Here is a 14,301-nt window from a genome sequence, read left to right on the forward strand (position 1 = left end):
GCCCACCGAAATCGCCATACAGGTGGAGATTTCAAACTACCCTAAGATGCTGTAGTCAAAAGCTATGGTATTAAGCGCTAGGGAAAAGGCAGTACATAACTGTCAAGTGGGTGCTAAAGAGATGAATGACCATATGAACCACTTATGAAAGTGTCGAAAGCGTATAGATTCCATCAAAACTAGGGGGTAGTCGTTAACCTAGGATAAGTCTAGAGGAAACCTGTTTACCGATTAGGCGGTGGACGGCATAAAGGTGGCATGACTTTAGCATAGGCGTTTGTATGGAACGTGGGAACCCACGGCTCGATGTTAAGAGAGTATTTCAAGCGGAAGAACCGTAAGAAAAGAGTATCAATGCGAGTATGGGGACAGATTGAGTCATAGTAGTAATGAAGCTTCTGTAATGGAGGTGGAGCGAAGGACTTCAAGTTATTCAGTTTCGAGAATAAGTCAACTTTGAAAGGAGGAGGAACTTATGCAAGAAACAAAGCCGTTTAATATCTCTAAAAGAGCTGTATTTACAGCCTACAAGAAAGTGAAAGCAAACAAAGGAACATATGGAGTTGATGAACAATCCATAGAAGATTTTGAAAAGAACTTAAAGAATAATCTCTATAAAATATGGAATAGGATGTCATCAGGAAGTTATTTTCCTAAATCTGTTAAAGCTGTAGCAATTCCAAAGAAGAATGGTGGAACCAGAATATTGGGTATTCCTACTGTTGAAGATAGAATTGCACAGATGGTAGCAAAATTATACTTTGAACCACAAGTAGAGGCTATATTTTACAAGGATTCTTACGGATACAGACCAAATAAATCAGCAATACAAGCATTACAGGTCACTAGAATGAGGTGTTGGAGGAAAAACTGGGTTCTTGAATTTGACATTAAAGGCCTATTTGATAACATTAGGCATGATATTTTAATAAAAATGGTAAAGAAGCACACTCAAAAAGAATGGGTTATTTTATACATTCAGAGGTGGTTGACTGCACCATTTCGAATGAAAGATGGAGCAATAGTTCCGAGAAATTCTGGTACACCGCAAGGTGGTGTCATTAGCCCAGTACTTGCAAATCTTTTCCTACATTATGTATTTGATGATTTTATGGTGAAAGAATTCAAAACGATTCCTTGGGCCAGATATGCTGATGATGCAGTAGCACACTGTGTATCCTTGAAGCAAGCAAAATATCTACAGAGAAGAGTGCAGGCAAGGTTTGAACAATATGGATTACAGTTAAATCTTGAGAAAACAAGAATTGTATACTGTAAAGATGATGATAGAAAAGGAGATTATCCTAATATATCATTTAATTTTCTTGGGTACACATTTAAACCGAGAGGTGTCAAGAACAAATATGGTAGATATTTTACAAGCTTTTTACCTGCGATAGCAGAAAAGGCAAAGAAAGCAATTCGCAAGGAAGTAAGGGAATGGAAACTGCAACTTAAGGTAGACAAGGATTTGTGGGATATATCGAATATGTTTAATAGACAGATACAGGGATGGATTAACTATTACACACATTTCTATAAATCTGAAATGTATGGAGTACTTAGATATATCAATGGATGCTTAGTTAAATGGGTTCGTAGGAAATACAAGAAACGAAAACATAGAAGGAAAGCAGAGTATTGGTTAGGAAGTATTGCACTAAGAGATAGAAAATTGTTTGCACAGTGGAAATTAGGGATATTACCAACGACTGAATAATGGGAGCCGTATGAGCTGAGAGGTTCACGTACGGTTCTGAAAGAAACTAAGGGGGAAGTTCCCTTGGTTTACTTACTGTAATATATACTTGAAAACAAAAAAGGCAGCATATCGAGTAATGGCAAGTATAACAAGGTTTATAGAAGAGAAATTAAAACTCAAAGTCAACAAAGATAAAAGTAAGGTCGATAGACCGTGGAAGTTGAAATATTTAGGATTTACATTTTATCCAAAGAAAGGTGAAATGGGAATAAGAGTACATCAAAATTCTGTTAGGAAACTTAAAGTTAAACTTAAGGAAGTAACAGGAAGAAGTAATGCTATGAGTATGGAACTCCGTGCGATTAAGCTAAAACAGATTATAATCGGATGGATTAACTACTTCAAACTGGCAGATATGAAAAGTACACTTAAGACGTTAGATGAGTGGCTTAGAAGAAGGATTAGGATGTGTTATTGGAAACAATGGAAGAAACTCAAAACAAAACACGATAATCTTAAAAGGCTTGGTATTGATGAATATAAAGCTTGGGAATATGCAAATACAAGAAAAGGCTACTGGAGGATATCCTGCAGCCCTATTCTATCAAAGACACTATCTAATAAACATCTTAAAAAGCAAGGCTTTATAACATTAACCGAAAGGTATCTATAATTAGGTAATTCTTATTGAACCGCTGTGTACCGAACGGTACGCACAGTGGTGTGAGAGGTCGCTGAATAAAATAATTATTCAGCTCCTACTCGATTGTTTACCTATAAAAGGTTACAATTATATTAAAAATAATTCTTTTAGTAGAAATAATTTGTGAATAATAGTAAAATATGATTTGTAGTGTTTTTATAACAAATTATACCTGTCTTATGGAGGTAAATCATATGGCTAATCGAAAAAGGACTAAAAGAAAAAAGAAAAAAACTTTTAGGATGTTTTTATTTTTTATCATATATGAACTTATAATTGTTGTAGTAACGTCACCACTACTTGTGTTCTATGGCCCATTTACAGGTGTAAGGGATATGGTAGTAAACACAGCAATGTTGACATTTACTCATCAATACATAGCAACTACATTTTTGTCAAAAGACAAAATAGATGAAATAATGGCAAAAAATAAAAGCGGTGAAATATCTGGGGATGAAACTGAAGATCAAAGCGGTGTCAGCATAGAACACCGAAATGACAAGGGAATAGAGAGATATGACATACCAAGTAGGGCAGGAAGTAGATTCGATGGATACATACTTGAAGTGAAAGATCCCACAAGGATGAGGATAGGATACACCAAAAGACTTGGACAGGTGGGGGAAAAAACCAGTGAAATAGCCCAGGATCATAATGCAGTTGCAGCAATAAATGGCGGCGGATTTACAGACAGGGCCTCAAATGGCAAACAATGGGTAGGTACGGGAGGAATACCCGAGGGAATTGTAATCTCCGAGGGCAAGAGTATAAACCCTGTTAATTCTTCCGAGAAGATGGCAAGTGTTGCGGCATTTACTCCGGATGGAAAGTTGATAGTGGGAAGGCACAGCTTGAATGATCTACTGTCCCAGGGTGTGACGGAAGCCCTCTCTTTTCAGGATGCACTTATTATAAACGGTAAAACTGTTTCTGTGGATTCAGTGGGACGAAATCCTCGAACTGCCATAGGTCAAAAGGCTGATGGTACCATCGTAATGGTTGTAATTGATGGAAGAAGAGGTATAAAGCTTGGTGCCACACTAAAGGAAGTTCAAACCATACTCCTTCAGAGGGGAGTAGTAAATGCAACGAGTCTTGACGGAGGATCGTCTGCTACCATGTATTTTGATGGCGAGGTGATAAACAATCCTTGTGACTGGAATGGTGAGAGAACTGTAGCTACCGCAATATATGTAAAACCTTAGAGGAGTGTAGTCTCGATGAAAATACTTAAGAGGATAATTGTCTGGACACTGATGCCTGTAATCTTTGAACTGGCAGGTTTGTTTTTCATAGACAGATTTTATATGGGAGACGAGATGAATTTCAACATAAAAAAAGTTGACATATCATCTAAGAAGGCACATACGAAAATAAAAGTAAAGATTCCAGAAGATGCAGAAAATATAAGAGTATCCCATAATGGAAATTATATATCCTATTGTGAAGGTGAAAGTATATACGTAATTGATACAGATAAAGATGATAAAAAAGAAGTAACTGTGGAGGATGGTTCAGAATTGTCCTATTACAGATGGGATCTTGACAGTGATGTGATACTTATGGCAGAAAAATTTTCCAGGGCAGGTTCAAGTTATTTAAAGTTTGTAGCCTATGATGCAAAGAGGGATTCTACCACGGAACGTAAAAATGATTCAAATCAAGTATTAGAAATACTTTTGCCAAATAGCGATTATGAAGTAAAGAATATAACCTTTTCGGGGGCGAGCAATGTAACTTATGTAACATCTGGCGCAGAAGGACAGACAAGCAGGATATATAGAATAGATCGTATGACTCAGATGAATCTTGTGAGATTCGGTGGTATTCAGCTTGGAAATATAGCTGCTATAAATAATCAGGATGGAGATCAAATTGTCTATGAAGATAGAAGTACCAATAGGATAAGGATGGGAAGAAACCAGCAGGTAATAGCTACTGGTGAAAATGCTCTGCATTATTTGCTTGGGACTGATAATAATGACCGTATATACATAGGAAATGGGGAAAATAACAGAATAAACAAGATATTTGTGGCTGATTTAACTCAATCAAGGAACAGCTGGAAGACATACCAATTGCCATCATCCCTTGACAAGAAAAATATATATGTTGTAAGAGATGGACGAATATACATAAACAATCCCGATAAAAATATTGTAACAGAGGTCACCACTGGAAAATCAGTACATTATGATGGATATCTAATTGGGGTATATAATTATGGAGTAATAAGCAGGAATGAAAACAAAATTATAGGAAGTTTATTTGAATAGAGATAAATCCACAATATGGATTGAATTGTGGATTTATCTATTTTTTTGCCTTGAAATAATATAATTTTCCGTCTTCTATAGAGCAGTCTATTAGTCTGTTATTGTATAGATAGGATACAAATGCAGATACTCCTGCGAAGTTGAGATAGTACTCATTGAAGTCCAGTTTCAGGTTGTTGAGTATTGTTATATTCTCAAGAATATCTTCTCTCGTCAATGGCTGATCCAGAAGTTCCAATATTTCATTGCTGTAATTTTCTATGTTTTTTATGTTTTTGTCTATCAAGGATGTTATATCTTCTTTTGCAATTATTTTTTCTGAATGACTTATTAAAAAATAATCTGCATCAATTTCATTTATACGTTTCAATGAGTCCAAACTATCTGATATATTATACAGGTATGGAAAAGAGTATTTGTCCAGTATTTCAGGGCTGAATATTGAGTCACCTAAAAAGCAGACTCTATCACAAGTTACTATTCCTATATGTTCTATTGAATGTCCTGGCAATGGTACTATATTGAATTTGTCATCTCCGATTTTGTTTATCCCGTAATCTAGTATGTAATCTACATCAATTGGTTTATTGCTCTTATTCAGTGATTTAATGGGATAGGCGGAGCTTAGAATTGAAGGGTGAAGATATTCGTTTTCCATAAACAGTTTTTCATTTTTAGAAGTGTATACTATTATGCCGGGATAATTTTTTTGAAAATATATATTTCCACCACAGTGATCCAGATGACTGTGTGTATTTATTATGTATTTTGGATGTAATTTGTTTTCTACAAGTATATCGTCCAATTTTTTTGCTGCACTGTTGTTTAGACCTGTATCTACAATAAGGCAATTTCTGTTTTTAAATCTAAATATACCCGAATTGGTAGCTGCATCTACATAATATGTGTTTCCGTTTATCTTATTTAAATTCATTTAAATCAAATCCTTTCTCATAATACAAGATTTTCTGGATGGACATTTGCTGCAATCATGGTCATTTTTATTTAGAGGTATTTTTTTATCTGCCCCATATAGGTATGCCATTGAATGTAGAGGCTTTAACATATAATTTTCAGTTATAGCTATATTTGGATTTTTACTATTATTCAGGCTTTCCAATATAAATTTTTGATATTCCATTGGAAGTTTATGAACTCCAGGGGTCAATCTTGAGCTTAATCCTATATGAAGTCGTGAAGTTTCCATATAAATTTTTTCAAATAATTGATAACTTATTTCAAATAAATAGGAATTTGCCATTGAGTTGAGCATAATACCTTCAGAAAGTTTTTTAAGATAAAAGTACTTATTTATTTTTTCGTCTATAGTCTCACCTATGGTAATTATACATGGAATTATATATTCATATTTATCTGCAGCCGGGAAAACAGTGATTTTTTCAATATTGAAAATACCATATGGATGTACAACATCATACAGTGTGGGTAAAAGTGAATCATATAATCCAGGCAGTTCATTTTTATCTACAAGTTGGTCATAAGCCAGTAATGAATTTATAGTCTGTGACTTGTTCAATTTAAATATAAAATCTGTAACAACCTTCATGTTAGAATCCCTCCTCACTGTAAAATTGTACGGTATAATATTTAATAAATATTATACACCATCACAATTATATATAAATACAATTTGTAGTTTTTCGTGTTGACAACATTAAAAAATAGGTATATATTATAGATAAAATTAAATATTAACTTTCAGGGCAGGGTGAAATTCCCGATCGGCGGTATAGTCCGCAAGCTTTTAGAAGCATGAACTGGTTTAACTCCAGTACCGACAGTAAAGTCTGGATGGAAGAAAGTAGAGTACATATGGTTTTTTATTATTTCCATATTTGTATTTTCTGATTATATTATCCCCTGAAGGTTGTCTTCAGGGGATTTTAAATTTTTTTAATTTAAATAGTAATAAATTATCTTTTACACATGGAAGTGATAGATTATGAAAAATAAAGAATATTATGAAAAATACATGATGATAGCCTTAAAGCTGGCCTTGAAAGGTAAGGGTTTTGTAAATCCCAATCCTCTGGTGGGAGCTGTAATTGTAAAAAATGAAAAAATTCTGGGAAAAGGATATCATAAATTGTTTGGAGGCCCACATGCAGAGATATATGCTTTAAAAGAGGCTGGAGAACAGGCAAGAGGAGCTGATTTATATGTAACCTTAGAACCTTGTTCCCATTATGGAAAAACACCACCCTGTGCGGAAGCCATAATAAAATCTGGGATAAAGAAGGTAATAATAGGAAGCCTGGATCCGAATCCACTCGTATCCGGGAAAGGGATAGAGATGCTCAGAGATTCAAATATAGAGGTAATTACAGGAGTAATGGAAGATGAAGTTGTTAAAATGAATGAAATATTTATAAACTATATTACGAGAAAAATTCCATTTGTAATAATGAAATCAGCAGTTACGCTTGATGGAAAAATAGCTACAGTCAGTGGACAATCTAAATGGATAACAGGCGAGGAGTCGAGAGAAAAAGTTCATCAAATAAGGAATAGAGTTATGGCTATTATGGTTGGAATAGGCACCATTATTGAAGATGATCCACTCCTAACTACGAGACTTAAAGATAAAAGCAAGGATGCCAAAGTTGTAATTCTCGATTCAAGACTTAGCATACCACTTAAATCAAGAATATTCAGTACTATAAATGACAGAGAGATAATAATAGCATGTACAAATGATTTTAACAGAGAAAATTATAGTAGCCTGACTGAAAAAGGAGTATACTTAATTATTTGTCCAAAGAACAGTGAAAATAAAGTTGATTTGAATTTCCTAGTTAGAAAACTTGGAGAGAGAGGGATAGACAGTATACTTCTGGAAGGAGGGGGAAATGTAAACTTCTCCGCACTAAGATATGGAATTGTAGATAAAGTTATTTATTTTATTGCACCTAAGATATTTGGGGGAAAGGATGCAAAGACTTCGGTAGAAGGCAGTGGAATCAAAAATATATCCGATGAAATAAAGTTGAAGGATATTTCTGTAAAGAAGGTTGGAAAAGATGTTATGCTGGAAGCTTATGTAGATAAAAAGCGATAAGTTGGGAGGTAATGGATTTGTTTACAGGCTTGGTAGAAGAAATTGGCGAAATCGTTAAGATATCGAAAGGCATGGACTCTTCAAAATTGACTATAGGAGCTGAAAAGGTTATAGATAAAACAAAATTGGGAGATAGCATTGCTGTAAATGGTACCTGTGTTACTGTAGTAGATTTAAATAGCAATTCATTTACGGTTGATGTTATGGCTGAAACACTTAGAATGGGCAGCTTAGGAAGTTTAAGGGTAGGAAGCAGGGTAAATCTTGAAAGAGCTCTTAAAGTTGGGGACAGGCTTGGAGGACATATAGTAAGCGGCCATATAGATGGTGTTGGAAAGGTAGTTGATGTTCATGATGAAGATATATCAACCTGGCTTGAAATTGAAATACCATTGGATCTCATGAAATATGTAGTGCTTAAGGGATCTATATCCTTAGATGGTGTAAGCCTTACAATAGCAAGATTGAACAAAAATAGTTTTAGTGTATCGCTGATCCCGCATACCAAGGGGGAAACTATGTTATATTACAGAAAAACAGGTGATTTAGTAAATATTGAATGCGATTTGGTAGGCAAATATGTTGAAAGATTAATGGACACTTCAAATAGAAAAATTGAAAATAGATCAAGTATAAACTCTGAAATGTTAAAAAAATATGGATTTGTATAAAAATAAAAACAAATAGATTTTAAGGAGGAAAAGTATGAGTTATAAATTTAGTTCTATAGAAGATGCAGCAGCGGATCTTAAAAATGGGAAGATGATTATAATTGTAGATGATGAAGGAAGGGAAAATGAAGGAGATCTGGTCATACCTGCCGAAAAGGCTACTGGAGAAAATATCAATTTCATGATCAAATATGCAAGAGGACTTCTTTGTGCACCTGTGGAGGAAGAAATAGCGTTAAAACTTGGATTCAACCCTATGGTTCAAAATAATACTGATAATCATGAAACAGCATTTACAGTAAGTGTAGATTTTAAGGATACAACAACAGGTATATCTGCATTTGAAAGAGCACATACAATAAATATGATTGCAGCTTTAAACTGCGGCAGTGATTTTAGAAGGCCAGGACATGTGTTCCCACTTGTTGCTAAGAAGAATGGAGTGTTTGATAGGACAGGACATACGGAAGCCTCAGTTGATCTGTCTAAAATTGCAGGTTTTAAGGGAGCAGCAGCAATATGTGAGATAATAAAAGATGATGGAACCATGGCAAGAAGAGATGATTTGATGAAATTTGCGGAAGAACATGAAATTAAGATTGTAACTATATTGGATCTGATAGCTTACAGGAAGAAAACTGAAAAGTTAGTCAGAAGAGTTGCTTCTGCACATCTGCCGACTAAATTCGGGGAATTTGAAATTGTAGGATATGAAAATATATTAAATGGGGATCAGCATGTATGCCTTGTGAAAGGAGATAATTTCCAAGATGAGAATACTCTCGTCAGAGTACATTCAGAATGTCTTACAGGTGATGTATTTCATTCTCTGAGATGTGACTGTGGGGATCAGCTTCAAGCTGCACTGAAGCAGATAGGAAAAGAGGGAAAAGGAGTTCTTCTTTATATGAGTCAGGAAGGTAGAGGTATAGGACTCTTAAATAAAATTAAGGCCTATAAACTCCAGGATGATGGAATGGATACTGTAGAGGCAAATCTAGCTCTTGGTTTTCCGGCAGATATGAGGGATTATTCAATAGGGGCTCAAATATTGCAGGATATCGGGATAAGAAAGATGAGACTTTTGACTAATAATCCGAAAAAAATAGAAGGACTTTCAGATTATGGGCTGGAAATAACGGAAAGAGTACCTATTGAAGTAAGTTATTCAAAAGAAAATGTAAAATATATGCATACTAAAAAAGAAAAAATGGGACATTTATTGAAATTGTAGAATATAGTTTAATTTTATGGAGGTTTTTATACATGAAAACATATGAAGGAAAGCTGACAGCAGAAAATTTAAAATTTGGTATAGTAGTTGGAAGGTTCAATGAATTTATAAGTGGAAAATTGCTGGAAGGTGCACTGGACTGCCTGAAGCGTCATGGAGCTGATGAAGACAATATAAGTATAAGCTGGGTTCCGGGAGCATTTGAAATACCTCTTATTTCAAAGAAAATGGCTATGTCAGGAAAGTATGATGCAGTTATATGCCTTGGAGCCGTCATAAGGGGAGCTACTCCTCATTTCGATTATGTATCAAATGAGGTTTCGAAGGGTGTAGCCAATGTTTCTCTTGAGGCAAATATGCCTGTTATATTTAGTGTACTTACTACAGATAATATAGAGCAGGCAATAGAAAGGGCTGGTACCAAGTCTGGAAATAAAGGATATGATGGGGCCATGGCAGCTATAGAAATGGCCAATCTTATTAAACAGCTTGCTTAGTTGACAATTAACAATGATGCAGCCTTTATAGTGGACATGTCTGCAGGTAAAAAACTAGCAGGCATGTCATTTATTTAACCATGTTTCTAATAGATTATGTTTTAGTATATCATCTGAATATTCAAGTTGATTGAGAACAGATTGTTTTTCCTGCATGAGTTCTTCTGTTTCAGGAAGTTTCAAGCCTGTGGCTATATCATAGTAAGTATTGTTCTCGGACATATAGTAGCACTTCCCATATATAAAAGAACCATCTCTGTATATTGTCACACCCTTTTTTTCATTAAAAAGGTCATTTCCCATCATGTAATTGCCGGATAGATTAAAGAGATTACTTATTGTAGGATATATGTCCATCTCACCGGAATTTATGTGATTTATTCCTTTTACACGCTCATCTGGAAAATGAATCATGAAGGGAACTTTCTGTAGATTTATCCAATCCACGTTGGATATGGAACTTTTGTTATAGAATTTTAAAAATTGCTCCTGCTTATTTCTGGGAATTGCGTAATGATCTCCATAAAGTACAATTACGGAATTTTTTAATATTCCTTTCCTGCGCAGTCTGTCAAAGAACATACCCAGCTGGGCATCGGTGTAGTGTATTGATTTGATGTAGTTTCCTATAAAAGTGCCTTCCAATTTTCCAACACTGAAATTTCCGTAATTTTTTACGTCATCATAAGGAAAATGACTGCTTAATGTAATTAAAAAAGCATAATAAGGACTTTTTAAATCTTTCAGTTTATCTACAGATTGGTTTAAAAAGGATTTATCGCTAAGACCTAAACCTATGGTTTCATTCTTTTTAAAGCTTTTTTCACCGTAAAAATGATTAAATTTGAAATTTTTGTACATTACATTTCTGTTCCAAAAACTTTCTCTGAATCCATGAAAGGCGGATGTATCGTAACCCTTATTTATGAAAGACTCTGGCATAGATTGAAATTTGTTGCCAGAATATAAAAAGTATGCTGCACCAGACTCTGCTGGATATAGGGAATTATTGGCCATGAATTCGGCATCAGAAGTACCGCCAGCAGCAACCTGATAATGAAAATTATCGAAATACTCTGATCTACCCGCCATTTTGTTTAAATTTGGGGTTATTTCTTTTCCAGCAATAGAGCTATTTATTACAAATTGCTGAAGTGCTTCTACTTGTATTACTATTAAATTTTTCCCTTCGTATGCAGCGTGAAGATTTTTTTTCGAAGATTCATTTTTATCCATAAAATTTTGTATTTCCGTCAATTTCTTTTCGGGGATAGGTTTTACTTTATCTATTTTACTATATATAGTATTGTATATATCCAAATAATGATAATTTACCATTCCAAGATGTTTTGTTATATATACCTTGTTGTACATGGTGCTTAAAAGTCTGGGCTGTTCCTTGGATAATTTATAAAAAAAGATGTAATCTGTGGATATAGCTAATACCAGTAAACATAGAAAAAATGACAGCCTTAATTTGAATGGTGGTAAGGAATTATTTTTGTGTTTGTTTATATAGTTGTTCATAAATGGAATTATGAATAAATCTACTGTATATAAAAAGTCACCGGGACGCATGATATTTTTTACACTTGAGCCAACAGCACCTAACTGAAGTCCATTTATTAATACAGGAATTGATATTATATCCTTGAAATATCTAAAGTAATTCAGGTCACTTATTATGAGCAAGCTTATTACAAGGTTGCATATATATAGAAACCTTGAACGATTTTTTCTGCAGAACAGTAAACTTATGGACAGCAAAACAATTACTGAAGCAGATGATGGTAATAAGAGAGGCATATTTGAAAAATTTGCCGTGTTTATCTGTTTCCCAAAATTCAATATTTTATATGGGACTAGAACCAAAAATATTATGATATCTATAAAATCAATAAAATTGAATTTATTCATTATATTTCCTCCTGAATATATTATTGTATACTAAATAAAATTATAAGACTTAAATGTATTATTGTAAATCAATTGTTAACAAAATGAAAGTATTTATGTATACGTATTTACATAAATGGTTTACTGTAGCATAATATAATTTGGTATATATAATGAAATTATCACTTATTATAGTGTAGTATATAAATAGTTTTAAATAATAAAATAGGAGAGTATGATAAAATGGATGATAATAAAAATGAAAAGAATGAAAAGAATGAAAAGGAAGCTAAAAAGCAGTTCTTTGAAGAGTTAAAAAGCAAGAATCAGGAAGAAAGAAAAAAACTGGAAGAATTAAAGCAGAATGAAAATCAAGAAGGCGTGGAAGCTGAAGAAATCAGTAACAATGAGTCTACTAAAGATGATTTTTCAAAAAAGGCGGAAAAAGCGGAAAATAAGAATGTATTCAAATTCTTTAATGAAAAATTGAAAGCCTCCATTATAGACACCATAACAACGTCTGTAATATCTATAATAGCATTGTATCTGTTTGACTTGATACTGCGTCTTATATTTGGATACCGTATTGTAGATATGAAGGGTATGTTTATAATAATATTTATTATAGTACTTGTACTTTACCCATTTGTAATGAGCAAAACGAAATACAAGGCAACTTTAGGACAAAAATTCGGTGAATAGAAGTAATATATTTATTTGAGAAAGGAAAGATTAAAAATTGAAAATTGGAGATGTTTATGAATTCTACATAAATAGGAGCTCTTTTCCATCTATAGGAATAGCCGATATGGAAGGAAAAGAAATTTTTATAAAAAATACTTTTCCAGGACAGACGGTAATGGGGAGATTAACTAAAAGAAAAAGAGATCATTTTGAGGCAAAATTTTTAGAGGTATCTAAAAACTTGGATTGTGCTGTAGATGCTGCGTGCCCTCATTTCAATTTATGTGGTGGTTGTAATTCACAGTTTATACCAGGCGATATTCAGCTTGAATTAAAGACCAAGCAGGTTCTAGATCTCTTTCATAGGGCAGGAATAGAAAATTTTGAGTTTTTAGGAATAGAAGAAAGTCCTGAAAGATTTGAGTACAGGAACAAGATGGAGTTTACTTTTGGAGATGCAGAAAAAAATGGAATTTTAAATGTTGGAATGCATATGAAGGGAAAAAGCTTTGGAATTATAAATACAGACCGGTGTAAAATTGTAGATGGTGATTTTAGAAAAATACTAAGTGCGATTATAGATTACCTGCGTGAAAAAAATCTACCATACTATAGGGTAAAGAGCAGAAAGGGATACCTTAGAAATCTAGTTATAAGAAAGGGAAAGAATACAGGCGAGATTTTAATAAACATAGTCACAACTTCACAAATAAATTTTAATTTTAATGAAATGGTTCAGTTGATTTTAAAACTGAATCTGTGCGGAAATATAAAAGGAATATTACATAGTGTAAATGATAACTTTTCAGATATAGTCAAAATAGAAAGATTAAATATACTCTATGGAAATGATTACATAATAGAAGAAATTTCAAAATTGAAATTTAAAATATTTCCCGGGGCATTTTTTCAGACAAATTCGAGAGGAGCTGAAAAGCTCTATGAAATAGTGAAAGAATTTTTAGGCGATGCATCTTCAAAAACTGTACTTGATCTTTACTGTGGAACTGGAACAATAGGACAGATAGTTGCAGAAGATGCAAAGAAGGTCATAGGTGTTGAACTGGTGGAGGAGGCCGTAAAGGCTGCAAATGAGAATGTACGGCTTAATAATATTAAAAATTGTGAGTTTATTGTGGGAGATGTAGGAAGGGTTGTAAATGAACTAAACTTTAAGCCTGATATGATAATACTTGATCCACCGAGACCTGGCGTTCATCCGAAAGCATTGAAACAGATAACGGGCTTTGGTGCGGAGTCCATAGTTTATGTTTCCTGCAATCCCAAAACACTTGTACAGGACCTAAATTGTTTTATACATTCTGGATATATGGTTGATAAGGTGAAGCTTATGGATATGTTCCCGCAGACGGCGCACGTTGAGAGCATAGTCAAGCTCAAAAGGAAAGACAGTTAGAGGTATTGGTATAGCTGGAGTTAGTAAATGGCGAAAACTGTGTATGTTTGGTGATACAGGGGTAGGAAACAGCAAGAAAAGAAAATATAATAAAAGCTATTAAGCTAGAAAGCCTTTGGGTGTTGTAGGTGATGCACTTAAG

General features: G+C 33.9%; 13 protein-coding genes and 1 riboswitch. Of the genes, 10 read left to right on the forward strand and 3 right to left on the reverse strand.

The annotated features are described in order from the left end of the window. Positions 1 to 475: 475 nt before the first annotated feature. From ltrA to ACSVC9_RS02415, 4 genes are all read left to right on the forward strand, one after another. Positions 476 to 1,720 carry a group II intron reverse transcriptase/maturase gene (gene ltrA, locus ACSVC9_RS02400; RefSeq protein WP_446898794.1) on the forward strand — a complete coding sequence of 415 codons (1,245 nt, stop codon included), beginning with the start codon at positions 476 to 478 and terminating at the stop codon, positions 1,718 to 1,720. 88 nt (positions 1,721 to 1,808) lie between these two features. Then, entirely contained in the window at positions 1,809 to 2,375 is a 567-nt protein-coding gene (locus ACSVC9_RS02405) for a group II intron maturase-specific domain-containing protein (RefSeq protein WP_446898795.1), read from the forward strand. A gap of 224 nt (positions 2,376 to 2,599) precedes the next feature. Next, the gene (locus tag ACSVC9_RS02410; RefSeq protein ID WP_446898796.1) at positions 2,600 to 3,610 is read left to right on the forward strand and encodes a phosphodiester glycosidase family protein; all 1,011 of its coding nucleotides are present in this window, start codon (positions 2,600 to 2,602) and stop codon (positions 3,608 to 3,610) included. A gap of 15 nt (positions 3,611 to 3,625) precedes the next feature. Continuing rightward, positions 3,626 to 4,681 (forward strand): hypothetical protein, encoded by a 1,056-nt coding sequence (locus ACSVC9_RS02415; RefSeq protein ID WP_446898797.1) that lies wholly within the window; start codon positions 3,626 to 3,628, stop codon positions 4,679 to 4,681. Between the two features lie 37 nt (positions 4,682 to 4,718). On the opposite strand, the gene ACSVC9_RS02420 is transcribed toward ACSVC9_RS02415, so the two are convergent. Then, positions 4,719 to 5,615, reverse strand: coding sequence for an MBL fold metallo-hydrolase (locus ACSVC9_RS02420; protein WP_446898798.1), 897 nt, complete (start codon positions 5,613 to 5,615; stop codon positions 4,719 to 4,721). Next, a complete protein-coding gene (locus ACSVC9_RS02425) occupies positions 5,616 to 6,248 on the reverse strand; it encodes a 5-methyltetrahydrofolate--homocysteine methyltransferase (protein WP_446898799.1) in 633 nt (210 codons plus the stop codon). A 144-nt stretch (positions 6,249 to 6,392) separates the two neighbouring features. Beyond that, a riboswitch (FMN riboswitch) is annotated at positions 6,393 to 6,509 on the forward strand. Positions 6,510 to 6,644: 135 nt separating this feature from the next. Between ACSVC9_RS02425 and ribD the strand changes: the two genes are divergently transcribed. From ribD to ribH, 4 genes are read left to right on the forward strand one after another with little or no spacing between them, the layout of a single operon-like run. After that, positions 6,645 to 7,760, forward strand: a complete 1,116-nt coding sequence (gene ribD, locus ACSVC9_RS02430; RefSeq protein ID WP_446898800.1) for a bifunctional diaminohydroxyphosphoribosylaminopyrimidine deaminase/5-amino-6-(5-phosphoribosylamino)uracil reductase RibD — start codon at positions 6,645 to 6,647, stop codon at positions 7,758 to 7,760. 17 nt (positions 7,761 to 7,777) lie between these two features. Further along, complete coding sequence (locus ACSVC9_RS02435; protein ID WP_446898801.1) at positions 7,778 to 8,431, forward strand: riboflavin synthase; 654 nt, start codon at positions 7,778 to 7,780, stop codon at positions 8,429 to 8,431. 34 nt (positions 8,432 to 8,465) lie between these two features. Further along, entirely contained in the window at positions 8,466 to 9,665 is a 1,200-nt protein-coding gene (locus ACSVC9_RS02440) for a bifunctional 3,4-dihydroxy-2-butanone-4-phosphate synthase/GTP cyclohydrolase II (RefSeq protein WP_446898802.1), read from the forward strand. Between the two features lie 32 nt (positions 9,666 to 9,697). After that, the gene (gene ribH, locus ACSVC9_RS02445) at positions 9,698 to 10,162 is read left to right on the forward strand and encodes a 6,7-dimethyl-8-ribityllumazine synthase (protein ID WP_446898803.1); all 465 of its coding nucleotides are present in this window, start codon (positions 9,698 to 9,700) and stop codon (positions 10,160 to 10,162) included. 66 nt (positions 10,163 to 10,228) lie between these two features. On the opposite strand, the gene ACSVC9_RS02450 is transcribed toward ribH, so the two are convergent. Continuing rightward, complete coding sequence (locus ACSVC9_RS02450) at positions 10,229 to 12,079, reverse strand: LTA synthase family protein (RefSeq protein WP_446898804.1); 1,851 nt, start codon at positions 12,077 to 12,079, stop codon at positions 10,229 to 10,231. Positions 12,080 to 12,301: 222 nt separating this feature from the next. Here ACSVC9_RS02450 and ACSVC9_RS02455 point away from each other — a divergent pair, with 222 nt between their 5' ends. Both ACSVC9_RS02455 and rlmD read left to right on the forward strand, forming a co-directional pair. Beyond that, complete coding sequence (locus ACSVC9_RS02455) at positions 12,302 to 12,760, forward strand: hypothetical protein (protein WP_446898805.1); 459 nt, start codon at positions 12,302 to 12,304, stop codon at positions 12,758 to 12,760. A gap of 37 nt (positions 12,761 to 12,797) precedes the next feature. Then, positions 12,798 to 14,159 carry a 23S rRNA (uracil(1939)-C(5))-methyltransferase RlmD gene (gene rlmD, locus ACSVC9_RS02460; RefSeq protein ID WP_446898806.1) on the forward strand — a complete coding sequence of 454 codons (1,362 nt, stop codon included), beginning with the start codon at positions 12,798 to 12,800 and terminating at the stop codon, positions 14,157 to 14,159. Positions 14,160 to 14,301: the final 142 nt, after the last annotated feature.

The sequence above is a fragment of the Clostridium sp. LBM24168 genome, from assembly GCF_052953915.1.

Excerpts from the sequence above, each read along its gene's own strand:
- ACSVC9_RS02420 (WP_446898798.1), bottom strand. The coding sequence starts at position 5,615 with ATGAATTTAAATAAGATAAACGGAAACACATATTATGTAGATGCAGCT.
- ribH (WP_446898803.1), top strand. The coding sequence starts at position 9,698 with ATGAAAACATATGAAGGAAAGCTGACAGCAGAAAATTTAAAATTTGGT.
- ACSVC9_RS02415 (WP_446898797.1), top strand. The coding sequence starts at position 3,626 with ATGAAAATACTTAAGAGGATAATTGTCTGGACACTGATGCCTGTAATC.
- ACSVC9_RS02450 (WP_446898804.1), bottom strand. The coding sequence starts at position 12,079 with ATGAATAAATTCAATTTTATTGATTTTATAGATATCATAATATTTTTG.
- ACSVC9_RS02410 (WP_446898796.1), top strand. The coding sequence starts at position 2,600 with ATGGCTAATCGAAAAAGGACTAAAAGAAAAAAGAAAAAAACTTTTAGG.
- ACSVC9_RS02455 (WP_446898805.1), top strand. The coding sequence starts at position 12,302 with ATGGATGATAATAAAAATGAAAAGAATGAAAAGAATGAAAAGGAAGCT.
- ribD (WP_446898800.1), top strand. The coding sequence starts at position 6,645 with ATGAAAAATAAAGAATATTATGAAAAATACATGATGATAGCCTTAAAG.
- ACSVC9_RS02425 (WP_446898799.1), bottom strand. The coding sequence starts at position 6,248 with ATGAAGGTTGTTACAGATTTTATATTTAAATTGAACAAGTCACAGACT.
- ltrA (WP_446898794.1), top strand. The coding sequence starts at position 476 with ATGCAAGAAACAAAGCCGTTTAATATCTCTAAAAGAGCTGTATTTACA.
- ACSVC9_RS02440 (WP_446898802.1), top strand. The coding sequence starts at position 8,466 with ATGAGTTATAAATTTAGTTCTATAGAAGATGCAGCAGCGGATCTTAAA.